16 protein-coding genes are annotated in these 16834 nt (G+C 63.5%); 5 read left to right on the forward strand and 11 right to left on the reverse strand.

What is annotated here, in order from left to right; translation table 11 throughout:
• Position 1 precedes the first annotated feature (1 nt).
• Both LXM55_RS11805 and LXM55_RS11810 read left to right on the forward strand, forming a co-directional pair.
• A complete protein-coding gene (locus tag LXM55_RS11805; protein WP_233320541.1) occupies positions 2–940 on the forward strand; it encodes an MlaD family protein in 939 nt (312 codons plus the stop codon).
• Positions 937–1566: an ABC-type transport auxiliary lipoprotein family protein gene (locus LXM55_RS11810; RefSeq protein ID WP_233320542.1), complete on the forward strand. Its 630-nt coding sequence runs from the start codon at positions 937–939 to the stop codon at positions 1564–1566. The genes LXM55_RS11805 and LXM55_RS11810 overlap by 4 nt, the downstream gene beginning before the upstream one ends.
• A gap of 49 nt (positions 1567–1615) precedes the next feature.
• Here the strand turns inward: LXM55_RS11810 and LXM55_RS11815 are convergent, their stop codons facing one another.
• Together LXM55_RS11815 and gltP are read right to left on the reverse strand one after the other, a co-directional pair.
• A complete protein-coding gene (locus tag LXM55_RS11815) occupies positions 1616–2845 on the reverse strand; it encodes a nucleoside recognition domain-containing protein (protein WP_233320543.1) in 1230 nt (409 codons plus the stop codon).
• Positions 2846–3021: 176 nt separating this feature from the next.
• Positions 3022–4353, reverse strand: coding sequence for a glutamate/aspartate:proton symporter GltP (gene gltP / locus LXM55_RS11820; protein ID WP_233320544.1), 1332 nt, complete (start codon positions 4351–4353; stop codon positions 3022–3024).
• Between the two features lie 33 nt (positions 4354–4386).
• Between gltP and LXM55_RS11825 the strand changes: the two genes are divergently transcribed.
• Positions 4387–4530, forward strand: coding sequence for a hypothetical protein (locus LXM55_RS11825; RefSeq protein WP_233320545.1), 144 nt, complete (start codon positions 4387–4389; stop codon positions 4528–4530).
• Positions 4531–5097: 567 nt separating this feature from the next.
• On the opposite strand, the gene LXM55_RS11830 is transcribed toward LXM55_RS11825, so the two are convergent.
• From LXM55_RS11830 to LXM55_RS11840, 3 genes are all read right to left on the reverse strand, one after another.
• Complete coding sequence (locus LXM55_RS11830) at positions 5098–5565, reverse strand: inhibitor of vertebrate lysozyme family protein (protein ID WP_233320546.1); 468 nt, start codon at positions 5563–5565, stop codon at positions 5098–5100.
• Positions 5566–5567: 2 nt separating this feature from the next.
• A complete protein-coding gene (locus LXM55_RS11835) occupies positions 5568–5732 on the reverse strand; it encodes a DUF1328 domain-containing protein (RefSeq protein WP_003170804.1) in 165 nt (54 codons plus the stop codon).
• 81 nt (positions 5733–5813) lie between these two features.
• Positions 5814–6098 (reverse strand): hypothetical protein, encoded by a 285-nt coding sequence (locus tag LXM55_RS11840; RefSeq protein ID WP_233320547.1) that lies wholly within the window; start codon positions 6096–6098, stop codon positions 5814–5816.
• Between the two features lie 441 nt (positions 6099–6539).
• On the opposite strand from LXM55_RS11840, the gene algB reads away from it, so the two are divergent.
• Together algB and LXM55_RS11850 are read left to right on the forward strand one after the other, a co-directional pair.
• The gene (gene algB / locus LXM55_RS11845) at positions 6540–7886 is read left to right on the forward strand and encodes a sigma-54-dependent response regulator transcription factor AlgB (RefSeq protein WP_233320548.1); all 1347 of its coding nucleotides are present in this window, start codon (positions 6540–6542) and stop codon (positions 7884–7886) included.
• A 10-nt stretch (positions 7887–7896) separates the two neighbouring features.
• Entirely contained in the window at positions 7897–9681 is a 1785-nt protein-coding gene (locus LXM55_RS11850; protein WP_233320549.1) for an ATP-binding protein, read from the forward strand.
• Positions 9682–9685: 4 nt separating this feature from the next.
• Here LXM55_RS11850 and LXM55_RS11855 read toward each other — a convergent pair whose 3' ends face one another.
• From LXM55_RS11855 to LXM55_RS11880, 6 genes are all read right to left on the reverse strand, one after another.
• A complete protein-coding gene (locus LXM55_RS11855; protein ID WP_233320550.1) occupies positions 9686–11308 on the reverse strand; it encodes an EAL domain-containing protein in 1623 nt (540 codons plus the stop codon).
• 74 nt (positions 11309–11382) lie between these two features.
• On the reverse strand, positions 11383–12162 hold the full coding sequence (locus LXM55_RS11860; RefSeq protein ID WP_233320551.1) for an N-acetylmuramoyl-L-alanine amidase: 780 nt from the start codon (positions 12160–12162) through the stop codon (positions 11383–11385).
• Between the two features lie 101 nt (positions 12163–12263).
• On the reverse strand, positions 12264–14489 hold the full coding sequence (locus LXM55_RS11865; protein WP_233320552.1) for a GGDEF domain-containing protein: 2226 nt from the start codon (positions 14487–14489) through the stop codon (positions 12264–12266).
• Positions 14486–15364 carry an endonuclease/exonuclease/phosphatase family protein gene (locus tag LXM55_RS11870; RefSeq protein WP_233320553.1) on the reverse strand — a complete coding sequence of 293 codons (879 nt, stop codon included), beginning with the start codon at positions 15362–15364 and terminating at the stop codon, positions 14486–14488. Before LXM55_RS11870 ends, LXM55_RS11865 begins: the two co-directional genes overlap by 4 nt.
• 11 nt (positions 15365–15375) lie before the next feature.
• Positions 15376–16005 (reverse strand): thiol:disulfide interchange protein DsbA/DsbL, encoded by a 630-nt coding sequence (locus LXM55_RS11875; RefSeq protein WP_233320554.1) that lies wholly within the window; start codon positions 16003–16005, stop codon positions 15376–15378.
• 197 nt (positions 16006–16202) lie between these two features.
• Complete coding sequence (locus LXM55_RS11880; protein ID WP_233320555.1) at positions 16203–16808, reverse strand: c-type cytochrome; 606 nt, start codon at positions 16806–16808, stop codon at positions 16203–16205.
• Between the last annotated feature and the right edge of the window lie 26 nt (positions 16809–16834).

Below are 16834 nucleotides of genomic sequence, written 5' to 3' on the forward strand. Positions count from 1 at the left end.
CATGGAAACCCGAGCCCATCATGTACTGATCGGCCTGTTCACCGTGATCGTGGTGGCCGGCGCCTTGCTGTTCGGCCTGTGGCTGGCCAAGTCCAGCGTCGACAGCGCCTTCCAGGACTACCAGATCGTCTTCAACGAGGCGGTCAGCGGCCTGTCCAAGGGCAGTGCCGTGCAATACAGCGGGATCAAGGTCGGCGATGTGGTCAACCTGCGCCTGGACCCCAAGGACCCGCGCCGGGTGCTGGCGCAGATCCGCCTGGGCAGTGAGACGCCGATCAAGGAAGACACCCAGGCCAAGCTGGCCCTGACCGGCATCACCGGCACCTCGATCATCCAGCTCAGCGGTGGCACGCCGCAAAGCCCGCCCCTCAAGGGCAAGGATGGCCACCTGCCGACCATCATCGCCTCGCCATCGCCCATCGCCCGCCTGCTGAACAACAGCAACGACCTGATGACCGGGGTCAACCTGCTGCTGCACAACGCCAACCGCATGTTCTCCCCGGACAACGTGGAACGGGTCAGCAACACCCTGGACAACCTGCAGAAAACCTCGGCGAGCATCGCCGGGCAACGTGATGACCTGCGCCAGCTGATGCAGCAACTGGGCACCATCAGCAAGCAGACCAGCGCCATGCTGGAACAGACCACCGCGCTGATGCGCAACGCCAACGGCCTGCTCAGCGACCAGGGCAAGCAGATGGTCGGCAGCGCGGCACAGGCCATGCGCTCGCTGGAGCAGAGCAGCGCCACCCTGAACAAGCTGCTGAGCGACAATCAGGACTCGCTGAACAACGGCATGCAGGGCCTCAATGGCCTGGCGCCAGCGGTGCGCGAACTGCGTGAAACCCTGAGCTCGCTGCGGGCCATCACCCGCCGCCTGGAAGCCAACCCCGGCGGTTACTTGCTGGGTAACGAGAAGAACAAGGAGTTCACGCCATGAAGCGTGCCTATCGCCCGTTTGCCCCCTTGGCCTTGAGTGCCGCCCTGGCCCTGACCAGCGCCTGCTCGATCCTGCCCAAGGGCGAGCCGCTGGACACCTATCGGCTGCCAGTGGGCCAGGCCGCTGCCACGGCCCCGAGCCAGGCCCTGCCGTGGTCCTTGCAGTTGCTCAAGCCCCAGGCCAGCGATGCGCTGAACAGCGCGCGGATTGCGGTAATTCCCCAGGGCAATCTGATCAGCAGCTACAAGGCATCGCGCTGGAGCGACCCGGCCCCGATCCTGCTGCGCAACCGCCTGCTGGATGGCTTCCAGCGCGATGGCCGGGTGCAGCTGTTGAGTACCGATGACAGCAACCTGCAGACCGACCTGGCGCTGGGTGGCGACCTGCAAGCCTTCCAGACCGAATACCAGGGCAGTGCGGTCCACGTGGTGATCCGCCTGGACGCCCGGCTGATTCGGGGCAACGACCAGAAGATCCTCGCCAGCCGGCGCTTCGAAGTGCGCCAGCCGCTGGCTGAAACCGGGGTGCCGGCGGTGGTGACGGGATTTGGCCAGGCCAGCGACACGCTGAGCCGGCAGGTGGTGGATTGGGCGGTGGGGCAGGGCAACCAGGCGTTGAAACGCTGAGGGCCGTTTCGCCGGCAAGCCGGCCCCTGCTGCGGACGGGCCGGTCAGCTCATCCAAAGAACCAGTAGCAGACACCAATCGCCGCCACCACGCCGGCGAATTCCGCCAGCAAGGCACAGCCCACGGCGTGCCGCACCCGCTGGATGCCCACCGCGCCGAAGTACACCGCCAGCACATAGAAGGTGGTTTCGGTGCTGCCCTGGATGGTCGCCGCCACCAGGGCCGGGAAGCTGTCCACACCCTCGGTCTTCATGGTCTCGATCAGCATGGCCCGGGCCGCGCTGCCGGAGAACGGCTTGACCATGGCGGTGGGCAGGGCATCGACGAAGCGCGTGTCCCAACCGGCCCATTCCACCAGGTGACGGATGCCGTCGAGGCCGAAATCCAGGGCCCCGGAAGCCCGCAGCACGCCGATGGCGCAGAGCATCGCCACCAGGTACGGCAGCAGGTTCTTGGCCACCTCGAAACCTTCCTTGGCCCCCTCGACAAAGGCCTCGTAGACCTTGACCTTGCGCAGCGCGCCAATCACCAGGAACAGCATGATCAGGCCGAACAGCGTGAGGTTGCCAAGGATCGACGACAGCGACGCCAGGGCCGTGGCCGAGAGGGTCGCCAGCAACGCCATGAAGGCGCCCAGGGCCAGGGCCCCGGGGATCAGGTAGGCCAGCACCACTGGGTCCCACAGGCGCAGGCGCTGCATCACCGCCACCGACAGCAGGCCCACCAGGGTCGAGGCGCTGGTGGCCAGGAGAATCGGCAGGAACACCAGGGTCGGGTCGGCCGCGCCTTGCTGCGCGCGGTACATGAAAATGGTCACCGGCAGCAGGGTCAGGGACGACGCATTGAGCACCAGGAACAGGATCTGCGCATTGCTCGCGGTGGTGGCGCTGGGATTGAGCTCCTGCAGGGCGCGCATGGCCTTGAGGCCGATCGGCGTGGCAGCGTTGTCCAGGCCCAGGCCGTTGGCAGCGAAGTTCAGGGTGATCAGGCCCAGGGCCGGGTGGCCGGGCGGCACCTCCGGCATCAGGCGCTTGAACAGCGGCCCCAGGACCTTGGCCAGCCATTCGACAATCCCGGCCTTCTCGGCGATGCGCAGAAAGCCCAGCCACAGGGTCAGGGTGCCGAACAGCAGCACCATCACCTCCACCGACAGCTTGGCCATGGCGAAGATGCTTTCCACCATGGCGGCGAAGATCCCGGCATTACCGCCCACCAGCCACTGGGCCAGGGCCGACACGGTCGCCACGACAAAGAAGCCAAGCCACAGGCCATTGAGCATCGGTCATACCCCTCGAAAGATGCGGCGAATGATAGCGGGGTGGGCAGAAACGACAAACCCCGGATTAACCGGGGTCTGTCATCTGTAGGTGTCGGCTGGCCGGCGAAGGCGGTCTTCAGCCATGTGAAGGGCTTGGGGCCGCTTCGCTGGCACGCCAGCGCCTACACAGAGGGCGCTCAGCCCTTGGTGGTTTCGCCGGCTGGCAGTTGCTCTTTGCTGCGCCAGTGCGGCAGGGAGTTCCAGTAGCGCTGGCCCTTGGCGTCGTCGTACATGCCTTCCCAGCGGGAGATGACCAGTACCGCCAGGGCGTTGCCGATCACGTTCAGGGCGGTACGCGCCATGTCCATCACACGGTCGACACCGGCGATGAAGGCCAGGCCTTCCAGAGGAATGCCAACGCTGCCCAGGGTGGCCAGCAGCACCACGAAGGACACGCCCGGAACCCCGGCAATGCCTTTGGAGGTAACCATCAGGGTCAGCACCAGCAGCAGTTGCTGGCTGATGGACAGGTCGATGCCGTACAGCTGGGCGATGAAGATCGCCGCGATGCTCTGGTACAGGGTCGAACCGTCGAGGTTGAAGGAGTAGCCGGTGGGCACCACGAAGCTGCAGATGGCTTTCGGCGCGCCGTAGGCTTCCATCTTCTCGATCACTCGCGGCAGCACGGTTTCCGAGCTGGCGGTGGAGTAGGCGAGCACCAGCTCATCCTTGAAGATGCGCATCAGCTTGATCACCGAGAAGCCGAACAGGCGGGCGATCAGGCCGAGGATCACGAAGGCGAAGAAGGCGATGGCCACGTACACCAGGATCACCAGCTTGGCCAATGGCAGCAGGGAGGCGAAACCGAAGTTGGCGACGGTCACCGCGATCAGTGCGAACACGCCGATAGGGGCGTAGTTCATGATCATGTGGGTGACTTTGAACATGCTTTCCGAAACGCCCTGGAACATCTTCACCAGCGGCTCGCGCAGGTCGGACTGCAGGCTCGACAGGCCCAGGCCGAACAGCACCGAGAAGAAGATGATCGGCAGCATCTCGCCGCGGGCCATGGCCGCGAAGATGTTCGACGGGATCAGGTTGAGGATGGTCTCGATGAACGCGTGTTCATGCTGCACCTCGGCCGCGGTGGCCTGGTACTTGGAGATGTCCACGGTGCCCAGGGTGCTCATGTCGATGCCGGCGCCCGGATGGAACAGGTTGGCCAGCAGCAGGCCGACGACGATGGCGACGGTGGTGACGATTTCGAAGTAGATGATGGTCTTCAGGCCAATGCGGCCAAGCTTCTTGGCGTCGCCGACACCGGCAATGCCGACAATCAGCGAGGAGATGACGATCGGGATCACGATCATCTTGATCAAGCGGATAAAGATATCGCCCGCAGGTTGCAGGACGTTGCTGATCCACCAGGCTTTTTCAGCACTGAAATGATTGAGCAGCGCGCCAATCGCAATCCCCAGGACCAGACCAATGAGGATCTGCCAGGCGAGGCTTAATTTTGCCTTCTTCATATCATTACCCTTACTTCAGTTGGACTCGGGCTGATGCGCGAACTGGAACGCTCAATGGCGGAAAAGTTTGTGCATCAGCCCCCGTATAAGGTCATCCCGGCCGAGTATTTACAGCTCTCTGCGGGCGAAAAAAGGCGCAACTATTCCGATGCAAGGGAGGCGCGTCTAATGCCGTAAACGCCTACCCTATGCCGAATCGGCATGAGTTTTTCCAAACAAAACGAGCGTCCCAAGCGGTTCGAATACGACATTTCGGCAGGCAAAAATGCCGTGAAACGGCCATTTCAGGCGGTGTGCAGGCTTGTCGGAGAGGTCAGGAAAAGGGCTTAAAAAAGTTAGGATTACTCTGATTCGGGTGCCCGGAAACGCTGGGTAACTTGCGCAAAGTTTCTCGATATACGGTCGCAGAGAAACACCAGGAAACGTTTGATCGGAGTCAAAGGAAGATTTTTTCGCGCCCGGTCGACAGAAATGACCGACGGACGGCTCTAGAACGGGACTTCGACATTCAAGCACAGCGCAAGCTCGTCAAGCCGCTGCCGACCTGGGAGCTTGCGCCGCCGCTCTTTCCTGACCCGGCCCTTGCGGAGGCACTCCTTGTACCCCTAGGTCACTCCGATCACCTGTGGATCAGAACATCCCGGCCCCTTGGTCATGCACTCGCCCTCCTCGGGCGGTGCAACAGCCGAAAGCGCCAGGGCGGCCCTTTCGTCTATCTGTTATGCAATATCGGCAATTCGTACCTCAGTACCAGTTCGGATCCTTGCGCAACTGTTCCTGCAGCAACGCCTGCATGCCGGCATCGGGCTTGCCGAGGAAGCGGTAGTTGGCATGGCGGGTCGGTGACTTGTCCGCAGGCAAGCCCGCCGGCACCTCCACCAGCATCGCGTAGGCATGCTTCTTGTCGAAGCTGAAGGCCACGATCAGGCGCTGGTTCTGGCAGCTCTGCGCGGTTTCGCACAGCGGCCCCACCAGGTACTGATCGCCGTCCTCAGTCACGGCATTCATCTGCTGCTGAGCATCGCCCGAAAGGTTCATCACCCATTCGGGCAGGCGCTCTTCCTTGTGCACAACCCCCTGCCAGGTCTGACGAAACTGCGGGTCCGAACTCAGCAGTTGGTTGGCTCGTGCCTGGCCATCATTGGCCGCCGACGCCAGGGCGCTGGCGCCCAGCAACAGCGTGGCAGCCAAGGTCTTCAACGAAAGGCTCATGGTCAGCCTCGGCCACGACGGCCAAAGAAGAACGAAGCGATGAACATCACCAGGAACACGACAAAGAGAATCTTGGCGATACCCGTGGCGGTGCCCGCGATACCACCGAAGCCCAGTACCGCAGCGACAATGGCAATGATCAGGAATGTGATTGCCCAGCTCAGCATGATGATTCTCCTTACTCTTCTATAAGTGGTGCTGCCTGTGGAGCCAGCCCGGCGCCGCCGATTGCGAGCCCGGCCTTGGTGCTAGAACACCCAGCGTTCCTGACGTGGCGCATCCGCCACCGGCTGTGCCTGGTCGACGGCCATCAGTTGCATGGGAGCCTGCTCGCTGAGCTGGCGGCTCACCGAACTGAAATGGGTCTGGGTAAAGTGCTGAGCCGGCACGCGCGGCGCGGGTGCCTGGCTGTCCTGCCAGCGCTGGAACTGCTGCCCGGCGACCAGGGTGACCAGCAATGCCAGGCTGGCGAAGAGGCCTTGCTGGAGATGCAGTGGCGCAATACGCAATTGGGCAAGACGTTGGCGATTCATCCTGAAGCTCCTCCCACACTGGTGGTGATGTTGTTATGGAAGCCTCGGTAGGCGCTTCTCGATGAGAGGGTGATTGCAGGCTGCATGCCAGCTTTAGGCAGAGCATTAAATTCAATAAAATCAATAAGTTATGAATAACCAAGAACAGCGCCCGAGACGCATCCTGCACGATGCCCCCAGGCAGACCGTGCGAAATGCACGATCGCCCTTTGCCGCAGTGGATGCTTTTTGATCACAGGGGGAACTTTGCGCAACGGCCAGCAGCCTGATACAGACCCACCCAGCAGCCACTCTCGGTAAAACATGCGGAATTTCAGCCTGTTAGCCATTTCAGCCGGAGATATCTAACCTGCTGCTCGTGGAATGGATCAGAATCAACCTTGCAACTTGCCCGATTTTTCCGGGACTAAATAAAGATCATTCGTAAAGGAGCCTTGGAAAATGGAGTCAGCGCCGGAGAATCAAGGCCGCATCCTTCTGGTGGATGACGAATCCGCAATCCTTCGCACCTTCCGCTACTGCCTGGAAGACGAGGGCTACACCGTGGCCACCGCCAACAGCGCAGCCCAGGCCGATGCCCTGCTGCAACGCCAGGTCTTCGACCTGTGCTTCCTCGACCTGCGCCTGGGCGAGGACAACGGCCTCGATGTACTGGCACAAATGCGGACCCAGGCGCCCTGGATGCGGGTGGTGATCGTCACCGCCCATTCCGCCGTGGACACCGCGGTGGATGCGATCCAGGCCGGCGCCGCCGACTACCTGGTCAAGCCCTGCAGCCCCGACCAACTGCGCCTGGCCACCGCCAAGCAGCTGGAAGTGCGCCAGCTTTCAGCACGCCTGGAAGCCCTTGAAGGCGAGGTACGCAAACCCAAGGACGGCCTGGACTCCCACAGCCCGGCCATGAAAGTGGTGCTGGAAACCGCACGCCAGGTAGCCACCACCGACGCCAACATCCTCATCCTCGGCGAATCCGGTACCGGCAAGGGCGAACTGGCGCGGGCTATTCATGGCTGGAGCAAACGCGCCAAGAAGTCCTGCGTGACCATCAACTGCCCGTCATTGACCGCCGAGTTGATGGAAAGCGAGCTTTTCGGCCACAGCCGCGGCGCCTTCACCGGGGCCAGCGAGAGCACCCTGGGCCGGGTCAACCAGGCCGACGGCGGCACCCTGTTCCTCGATGAAATCGGCGACTTCCCGCTGACCCTGCAACCCAAGCTGCTGCGCTTTATCCAGGACAAGGAATACGAGCGCGTCGGCGACCCGGTCACCCGCCGCGCCGACGTACGCATCCTCGCGGCCACCAACCTCAACCTCGAGGACATGGTGCGCGACGGGCGCTTTCGCGAAGACCTGCTGTACCGGCTGAACGTCATCACCCTGCACCTGCCGCCCCTGCGCGAGCGCAGCGAAGACATCCTGACCCTGGCCGACCGCTTCCTCGCGCGCTTCGTCAAAGAGTATTCGCGACCCGCCCGCGGGTTCAGCGACGAAGCCCGGGAAGCCCTGCTGAACTACCGCTGGCCGGGCAACATCCGCGAACTGCGCAACGTGGTGGAGCGGGCGAGCATCATCTGCCCTCAGGAACGGGTGGAAATCAGCCACCTGGGCATGGCCGAGCAACCCACCAACAACGCGCCGCGGATCGGAGCCGCGCTGAGCCTGGACGAGCTGGAAAAAGCCCACATCGGCGCGGTCCTGGCCACCAGCGACACCCTGGACCAGGCCGCCAAGACCCTGGGCATCGACGCTTCGACGCTGTACCGCAAACGCAAACAGTACAACCTGTGAGCAACACCCTATGAAGTTAGCGATGAAACTGCGCACCCGGCTGTTTCTGAGCATCTCGGCCCTGATCACCGTGGCCCTGCTGGGCCTGGTGCTGGGGCTGGTCAGCGTGATGCAGATGGCCAGCACCCAGGAAGCGCTGATCCGCAACAACTTCATCACCCTGGACCTGGGCCTCAAGCTGCGCCAGACCCTGGGCGACCAGCTGATCATCATGCTCAGCAACAAGCCTGATCGCGAAGCCCTGGCCGCCTCCCGCGAGCACTACCTGGACCTGCTCGACCAGGGCATCGCCCATGATCAGCAGGGCCAGGCACCCAGCGGCTTTCAGCAGGCGCGCAGCGACTACCTGAGCTTCTACCAGGCCTTCGAGCGCAACAGCACCGAGGCTGGGCTCAATGGCCACAACGAGCTGACCGAACGCTTCAACGCCTTGCGCGGCGGGCTGATCAGCGAGCACAAGCGCGCCCTGGACAACATCAGCCAGGTCGAGCAGCAGGCCCGCAACCGCGCGTTGCTGGTGGCCGGCCTGCTGGGCTTCGTGGCCCTAGCGGTGCTGATCATCGGATTCGTCACCGCCCATGCCATCGCCCGGCGTTTCGGCGGGCCGATCGAGGCCCTGGCCAAGGCCGCAGACAAGATCGGCCAAGGCAACTTCGACGTCACCCTGCCGATCTCGGCGGCGGCGGAAATGAACCTGCTGACCCGGCGCTTCGGCATCATGGCCGAGGCCTTGCGTCAGCATCAGGCCACCAACGTCGATGAATTGCTGGCCGGCCAGCAGCGCTTGCAGGCCGTGCTCGACAGCATCGACGACGGCCTGCTGATGATCGACCGCCAGGGCCGCCTGGAACACCTCAACCCGGTAGCGCAGCGGCAGCTGGGCTGGGACCAGGCGCGCCTGGGCCAGGGCCTGGGCAGCGCCCTGCAACGTCCCGAGCTGGATGAACAGCTGCAACTGGTGCTGCGCGGCGGCAATCTGGAGCGGGCGCCGGACGACCTGGATATCGAGGTCGACGGCGAGTCGCGCCTGCTGACCTACAGCCTGACGCCGGTCAGCCACACCCAAGGGCATATTCTTGGCGCGGTGATGGTGCTCCACGATGTCACCGAGCAGCGGGCATTCGAACGGGTTCGCAGTGAGTTCGTGTTGCGCGCCTCCCACGAACTGCGCACTCCCGTCACCGGCATGCACATGGCCTTCGGCCTGCTCCAGGAACGTCTGCGCTTTCCCGAAGAATCCCGGGAAGCCGACCTGCTGACTACGGTCAACGAGGAAATGCAGCGCCTGATGCAACTGATCAACGACCTGCTGAACTTCTCGCGTTACCAGAACGGCCTGCAGAAGCTCACCCTCGCTCCCTGCCTCCTGGAAGAACTGCTGGAACAGGCTCAAGACCGCTTCCGCGAACAGGCACAGCGGCAAGGCGTCGACCTGCTACTGGAGATCCAGGCGCCGCTGCCGCGCCTGCATGCCGATCGGGCACAGCTGGAGCGGGTGCTGGACAACCTGATCGACAACGCCTTGCGCCACACCGCCAGCGACGGCCAGATCCGCCTGCAGGCCCGACGCCATGGCGAACGGGTGATCGTCAGCGTCGAAGACAATGGCGAGGGCATCGCCTACGGCCAGCAGGGGCGGATCTTCGAACCTTTCGTCCAGGTCGGGCGCAAAAAGGGCGGGGCCGGGCTGGGGCTGGCGCTGTGCAAGGAAATTGTCCAGCTGCATGGCGGCCGCATGGGCGTGTACTCAAGACCGGGGCAGGGCACCCAGTTCTATCTGGCCCTGCCACTGTAGGGCTTCACGCCTCGTCATCCAGGCGCCTGGCCACCAGCCGCCGGCCACGGGTAATCAGTTCGATGAATTGCGAGGCACTCAGGGCGTGGGCAAACAACCAGCCCTGGCCGAAGCTCACGCCTTCGCTGCTCAACAACAGGGCCTGATCCTCACACTCGATGCCCTCGGCAATCACCTTGAGTTTCAGGGCATGGGCCATGCGAATGATGTGCGGCGCCACGCCACTGCTGGCGGCGTCATGCCCCAGGGCATCGATGAAGGCCTTGTCGATCTTCAGGCAGTCCACCGGCAGGCTCTGCAGATAGGCCAGGCTGCAATAACCGGTGCCGAAATCATCGATCAGCACCTGATGCCCGACATCCCGCAGGGCCTGCAGGTTGTTGCGCGCCACCACCACATCGATCAGCCCTCGCTCGGTCACCTCGAACGCGATCTGCCGGGCCGCCACCTTGTGCCTCGCCAGCAACTGCGCCATGACCACGCCAATGCGCGGCACCATGACGTCGCAGGCCGCCAGGTTGACCGAGATGTACAGCTGCGGATTGGCCCGTAGCACGTGCCCCAGCTGCTCCAGCAGGCGCTGCAGGACGAAGTCGGTGATCTGGCGGATCTGCCCGGTGTTCTCCGCCAGCGGGATGAACAGGTCGGGGCTGGTCAGGGTGCCGTCCGGACGGCGCCAGCGCAGCAAGGCCTCGGCGCCGACGCAGAGCCGGCTGCTGAGATCGAAGATCGGCTGGTACAGCACCTGCAATTCACCGCGCCGCAGCGCCCCCTGCAGCTCAGCGCCCAGGGACTGGCGCTGGCGGGCCAACTGATACACCAGCCCACCAATGAACACCGACAGCGCCAGGCTGGCCGGCAGCAACCACCACCAGTCGTCGAGAATTTCCGCCTGCAGGCTGGCCCGGGGAGTGACCAGCACCAGTTGGTACTCGGGGTTGCGGGTCGGCATGCGATAGATCAGCAGGTCCGGCGTGACCTGCAAAGGGCCATCACGCCCGGCCCGCCAGGGCTCGACCGGTGGCCAGGCGCGGGCCGGGCCCAGCACCGGGATCGCCCGGGTTCCATGATCGACCACCACCATCAGGCTGCCGTCCGCCGGCAGGTCGACCACATCGGTCAGGTGCCCGCGGGAAGTGGCCACGCGAAAGTTGCCTCGCCCCAGCATCAGCGCGGCGAGGTTTTCATTGGGCTGGGTCGAAGTGTTGAGCCAGTAGCTGTAAGTCGGCCCGCGGATATCCGGTGGCCTGAGCGCCGGCAGGAGGTTTTGCCGTGGCCAGCTGGAGCAGCTCTGGGTGGCGTCCATGTAGGCCGCTTCATAAATGAAGCGATAGCTGTAGCTGACCTGCTGCAGGGTCGTGATCAGCTCGGCGTCACACTCGCGCAGCGGCTGCGCCTCCAGCACGTCGAGCCCCTCGCGCAGTTGCCCGAACAACTGCTCCAGGCGCTCCAGGAAACGTTGCCCCTGGGCGTTCATCTGCTCGCTTTCGCGCTGCTGGACCTGATGCATCGCCAGCCCGACGCTGCCCAGCAGCAGAACCACCGCACTCAACGCAGCCGCCACTATCGCCAGCGACCAAGGGCGATAGAACCAGGTACGCAAGGGCGCGCGGGCAGCCGGCATCATGGGGAGATCCGAAGGATTACCAATGAGTTATAGCAACTGATTGGACAATCGGCCCGAACCGTCCGGCGGCGTCATTATTTTGTCTGGTTGAGCACCATCAGGATCGCCGCGCTTTGCGCATCCGGCACGCCGTCGAAACGCCCCGGGCGATAGTGCATCTGGAACGCGGCCAGGACGTGGCGGGTGGCCGCGTCCAGTTCACCGGTCTGCGGGGTGGCGTAGCCCAGTTGTGCCAGTTGTTGCTGATACCAACTGATGCTCGGCGGGCTCACGGTAAAGAACGCCTGCTGACGCGCGACGGCCTGGGCATCGGGCCACAAGCCGAGCCCGGCCTCGGCCAGGCGCTTCCAGGGAAACAACGGGCCCGGATCGAGCTTGCGCGCGGGGGCAATGTCGCTGTGGCCGATGATGTGGCGCGGCGAGATGTTGTTGCGCTGGCTGATGTCCTTGAGCAGCACGATCAGGTTCTGGATCTGCGCTTCGCTGTAGGGATACCAGAGTCGGCCGTTGGGGCCATCGCGAAAGCCCGGGTTGACGATTTCGATGCCGATCGAGCTGGAGTTGAGCCAGGTGCGGCCCTGCCATTGGCTATCGCCGGCATGCCAGGCACGGTATTGCTCATCCACCAGTTTGTAGATGGTCGCGGACTTGTCGTCACCGATCAGGTAGTGGCTGCTGACCTGGCCATGAGTCAGCAGGGCCAGGGAACGCTCCAGGGACGCCGAGGTGTAGTGAACGATGATGAACTGGGCACGCTGGTCGTAATTGACCGAAGGATGGCTGGTATCAATGCGCGGGCCGCTGGCGCAGCCGGCGAGGATCAGCAGGGAGAAGGCAAGAGCAAGAAATTTCATGGCAGAGAGCAGTACGCTGAAGACGACAATGCAACAGTGTAACGTACTGCCCCCGCGATCATGGGCAAAACAACGGGGTGATCGAGGAATCGGCCACGGCCTCAGCCGGCCTCAACCCGATTGCGTCCGGCGTCTTTGGCCCGGTACAGCGCCTGATCGGCTCTTTTGATCACCAGATCGCTACGATCGCCAGCCTTGAACGCACTCAAGCCGACCGACACGGTGATGGTCACCGGTTCCCCCTTGAAGTGGAACGGGCACGCCTCGATGGCCGCGCGCAGCGCTTCCACTATCCGCACGCCCACCGGCCAGGGCGTGTTGGGCAACAGCAGGACAAACTCCTCGCCGCCAAAGCGCGCGATGAAATCGCTGCCCCGCAGGCGTTTGCGCAGCACGTTGGCGATGATCTTCAACACCTTGTCGCCGGCCAGGTGGCCGTAGTTGTCGTTGATCCGCTTGAAATGATCGAGGTCGAGCATCGCCAGCAGCAGGCTGTTGCCATGTTGCTGCCATTGGCCGACCTCATGCTCCAGGCGCTCGCTCCAGGCGGCGCGGTTGGGCAGCCCGGTGAGTGGGTCGATCAACGCCTTCTGCCGTTGTTCTTCGAGGTGTTCACGGTAGCCCTGGGCCTCCTGCTCCATGCTCGAGACCCGCTCCGCCAGGCTTTGCAGGCGGGCGGCGACTTCCCGCTCACGCTCGTCGCGCTGCTTCTGGTGGTGGTCCATGGTGCCCAGCAGGCCTTCCAGGTGGCTTTCCAGCACCTGCTTGAGGTCATCCAGGTCGGCGGCCTCCTGCACGCTGCTTTGCAGGCCGTCGACCTGCTCGCGGATCTGCGTGTCCATGGCTCGCGCCGCCGAGCTGCTGTCGGCATGACCGTCGCTGGCCGCCTGCAGGTTGCTTTGAAAGGCTTCCAGGCGCTCGTTGAGCTGCTTGAGGTAGGTCTCGAACTCATGCTGGCCCGAGTCGGTAATGGCCAGCATCAACACGGCCAGATCATCGAGGATCGGCAGCAATTCGTACCAGTTCAAGCCATGTTGCAGACGATCGCGCATGGCTTCGGCCTGGGGCCGATGGCGCTCCGGCAGGCTCAGATCGTCCAGCAGCCCCAGCAGGGTGTGCTCGATATGCTTGGCCACCGAACTGTAGGAAGGTTCGGGGGAGTCCGGCAGTGCGTAGAGCACATCGTGCTCCGACTGCTCCGGATCGATGGCCGCCAGGGCTTCGGCCATGACCGGCGGCAGGGGCAGACTGTCGAGCAGCACCACCGGAGAAGCCACCGGCAGCGCCTGCAATTCGTCGGGGTTGAGCGCAACAGGATCGCCCGGGGCCTCGGCGGCAGGTTCCGGAGGCGCCTCCTCAGCAATGGCCACGGCCGCCGCTTCGGTGGGCGCGTGAAGCTCGGCGGCAAGAGGCACGGACGCTTGAGATGCGGCCTCGATCACGGGCACAGGTTCGGCGGTTTTTTCCTGTGCCAGCACGGGTGGTACGAATGCCACCACCGGAGCCGGCGCCGGGGCTACGCCAACCTCTGGCGCTTCCTTGGCGAGCGGCTCGGCATCAGGTTGTACCAGGGGCGGCGCTTCATGCTTGACCGGGGTGGGTGCAGCAGGAGCGGGTGCAGCAGGCGCCGGAGCCGCCTCGGCCACTTCGGGCAAGGCCTGGATTGGCGTCTGATAGTGCTCGCGAACCACGTCATCCGCGACCGCGACTTCTTCGGTCTGCGGATGCACCTCTTCTGCCACGGCAGCCGGGAGTGGCGGATGCACCACGGCGGCCTCCGCCGGGGCGGGCGCCTCGCTGGCATCGCGGCCGCCGAACAGACGCTGCAACAGGCTCGGCCGCTCGGGCTCGGCCGGGGTGTCCAACTGGCTCAACGCCTTGCCCTGCAGGCTGCTCAGTTCCCCAAGCAACAAGGGGATTTCCCGCGCCTGGCCAACCCGGCCATCCAGCTGCTTGGCAAAGACCTTCAGCGGGCGACTGACTTCCCTGGGCAAGGGTAGCGTCTGCAGTTGGCTGACCAGCGCCGTCAGGGCGCTGCTCATCTGCTCGACTCGGGTTTCCCGCCGTTGCTCGGAGTCCAGCACGGCCTTTTCCAGGCGCGGCAACAAGGCCGCGAGCCCGGCGTCCATGTCGTCGGTGCGCACGACCTCGCGCATTTCCTTCATGCACTGATCGACCGCGCGATCAGTGCCTTCCGCCGCCAGGGTGCTGCGCACCAGGCCACGACGCAGCAAGTCCAGACGAGCCGCCCAGCGGCGTTCTAACTTTTCCTGCTGTTCGATACTTTTGAGGTACTTCTCTTTCCAGCGTTGGGCGTCGTCGCTCATTCATCGGTTCCGCGAGGGGCAGGACTCAACGCGGGCAATGCATCAGCCGTGAGCGAACCCGGCAGACGAATCTCTACCGCGACCGGCAGGTGATCGGATATGGGTTGGGCCAGGACTTCGACACGCTCCAGGGTCAGGCTGGGGCTGAGCAGAATGTGATCCAGGCAACGTTGCGGACGCCAGCTGGGAAAGGTCGCCTGCAGTTGCGGCGCCAACAGGCTGAGATCGCGCAGAGGGGAATGCTCCAGCAGGTCGCTGGCGTGGGTATTCATGTCCCCCATCAGCACCTGATGCTTGTAACCACCGATCAACTCGCGGATATACGCCAGCTGCCGGGTTCGAGTACGGGCGCCCAGCGCCAGGTGCATCATCACCACCACCAGTGCCTCGGGGCCCTCGCCGAAACGCACGAGGATCGCGCCGCGCCCCTTGGGGCCGGGCAGCGGGTGGTCTTCGATAGCCCAGGGGCGCAAACGGCTGAGCACGCCATTGCTGTGCTGCGCCAAGCGTCCCAGGTTGCGGTTGAGCTGTTGGTACCAGTAGGGGAAGGCGCCCAGCTGGGCCAGGTGCTCCACCTGATTGACGTAGCCGGAACGCAGGCTGCCACCATCGGCTTCCTGCAAGGCCACCAGGTCGAAATCACCGAGCAGGTTGCCGATCTTCTGCAAGTTGTCGGCACGCCCGTTGTGCGGCAGTAGGTGCTGCCAGCCACGGGTCAGATAGTGGCGATAACGCTCGGTACTGATGCCGACCTGGATATTGAAACTGAGCAAGCGCAGGCGACTGTCCGTCGGGAGCCCGGACGACGCTAAATGGTGCTCATTGACCTGCGGATCATGCAGGCCAACGATGCGTTCCGAGCTCCAGCGCGGCATGGCGGCGGCGCTTACTTGGCTGCGCGCTCTTTGGCAATCAACTGCTCGGCGACGCTCAGCGCACCTTCAGGACCACCGGCAGTGCCCAGGTCGAAGCGATACTTGCCATTGACCACCATGGTCGGTACGCCAGTGATCTGGTAGGCCTGGGCCTTTTTCTTGGCGTCTTCAACCTTGCCTTTGACGGCGAAGGAGTTGTAGGTGCTCAGGAACTTGTCCTTGTCGACGCCTTCGCCAGCCAGGAATTCGGCCATTTCTTCTGGGGTCGCCAGTTTCTTGCCGCTGTGGATGGCCTCGAATACGGCCTTGTGCACCTTGTGCTCGACGCCCATGGCTTCGAGGGTGATGAACAGCTGGCCGTGGACGTTCCAGATACCGCCGAACATTGCCGGAATGCGGACGAAGTTGACGTCGGCAGGAAGCTTTTCAACCCATGGGTTGATGGTTGGCTCGAAGGCGTAGCAGTGTGGGCAGCCGTACCAGAACAGCTCAACCACCTCGATCTTGCCTGGCACGGCAACCGGAACGGCGCTGCTCAACTCGACATATTGTTTTCCGGCTTCAAGCGGTTCGGCGGCTTGAGCGGTCACGCCAAACAGGCTGGCGGTGACGAGTGCGGCGCTGAGAATCAGATTACGCATGCTTTACTCCTGGACAATTTTGGCGCCTCGCGCGACCTGGATTTGCACAGGTCATGGCGGGCTTTAGTTCGCTAGTGTAGCGGCAGACGCCATAAAAAAGGGCGGCCTGAGCCACCCTTTATGCTTGCACCGTCAGATTAATCGATCATTAACGTTGCCGTGGCTTAGCACCTTCGACAACGCTGATCGAGCCGGCCTTAGTGCAGGCCCTGAATATAGCTGGACACCGCTTCGATGTCTTTGTTGCTCAGCTTGGCAGCGATGCTGCGCATGACCAGGGTGTCGCCATCGTTGGTGCGGTTGCCTTCGCGGAAGTCGGTCAGCTGCTTGGCCACGTACTGGGCGTGCTGGCCACCCAGATGAGGGAAACCGGCTGCGGCGTTACCCGCGCCGTTTGGCGAGTGGCAACCGGTGCAGGCTGGCATGCCCTGATCCAGCTTGCCGCCGCGAAACAGTTCTTCACCGCGGGCCACAACTTTAGGATCTGCTGCGCCGACACTGCCTTTCTGGCTGGCGAAGTAGGCGGCAATGTCAGCCAGGTCCTGATCGCTCAGGTTGGTCAACAGGCCTGTCATCTCCAGCACTTGGCGCTTGCCGGACTTGATATCGTGCAACTGCTTGTCCAGGTACTTTTCCCCCTGACCGGCCAGCTTGGGAAAGTTTGGCGCCATGCTGTTCCCATCAGGGCCGTGGCATGCGCCACAGACTGCGGCTTTCGCCTGACCAGCAGCAGCGTCGCCTGCGGCATGGGCGACACCTGTGATGCCCAAGGTCAACAGCAGACTCACGAGTAATTTGTTCATCAGCTAATCCAACTACGGCTAAGGGT

It is taken from the genome of Pseudomonas sp. Au-Pse12, assembly GCF_021341665.1.
In the GTDB taxonomy this organism is placed as follows: Bacteria; Pseudomonadota; Gammaproteobacteria; order Pseudomonadales; family Pseudomonadaceae; genus Aquipseudomonas.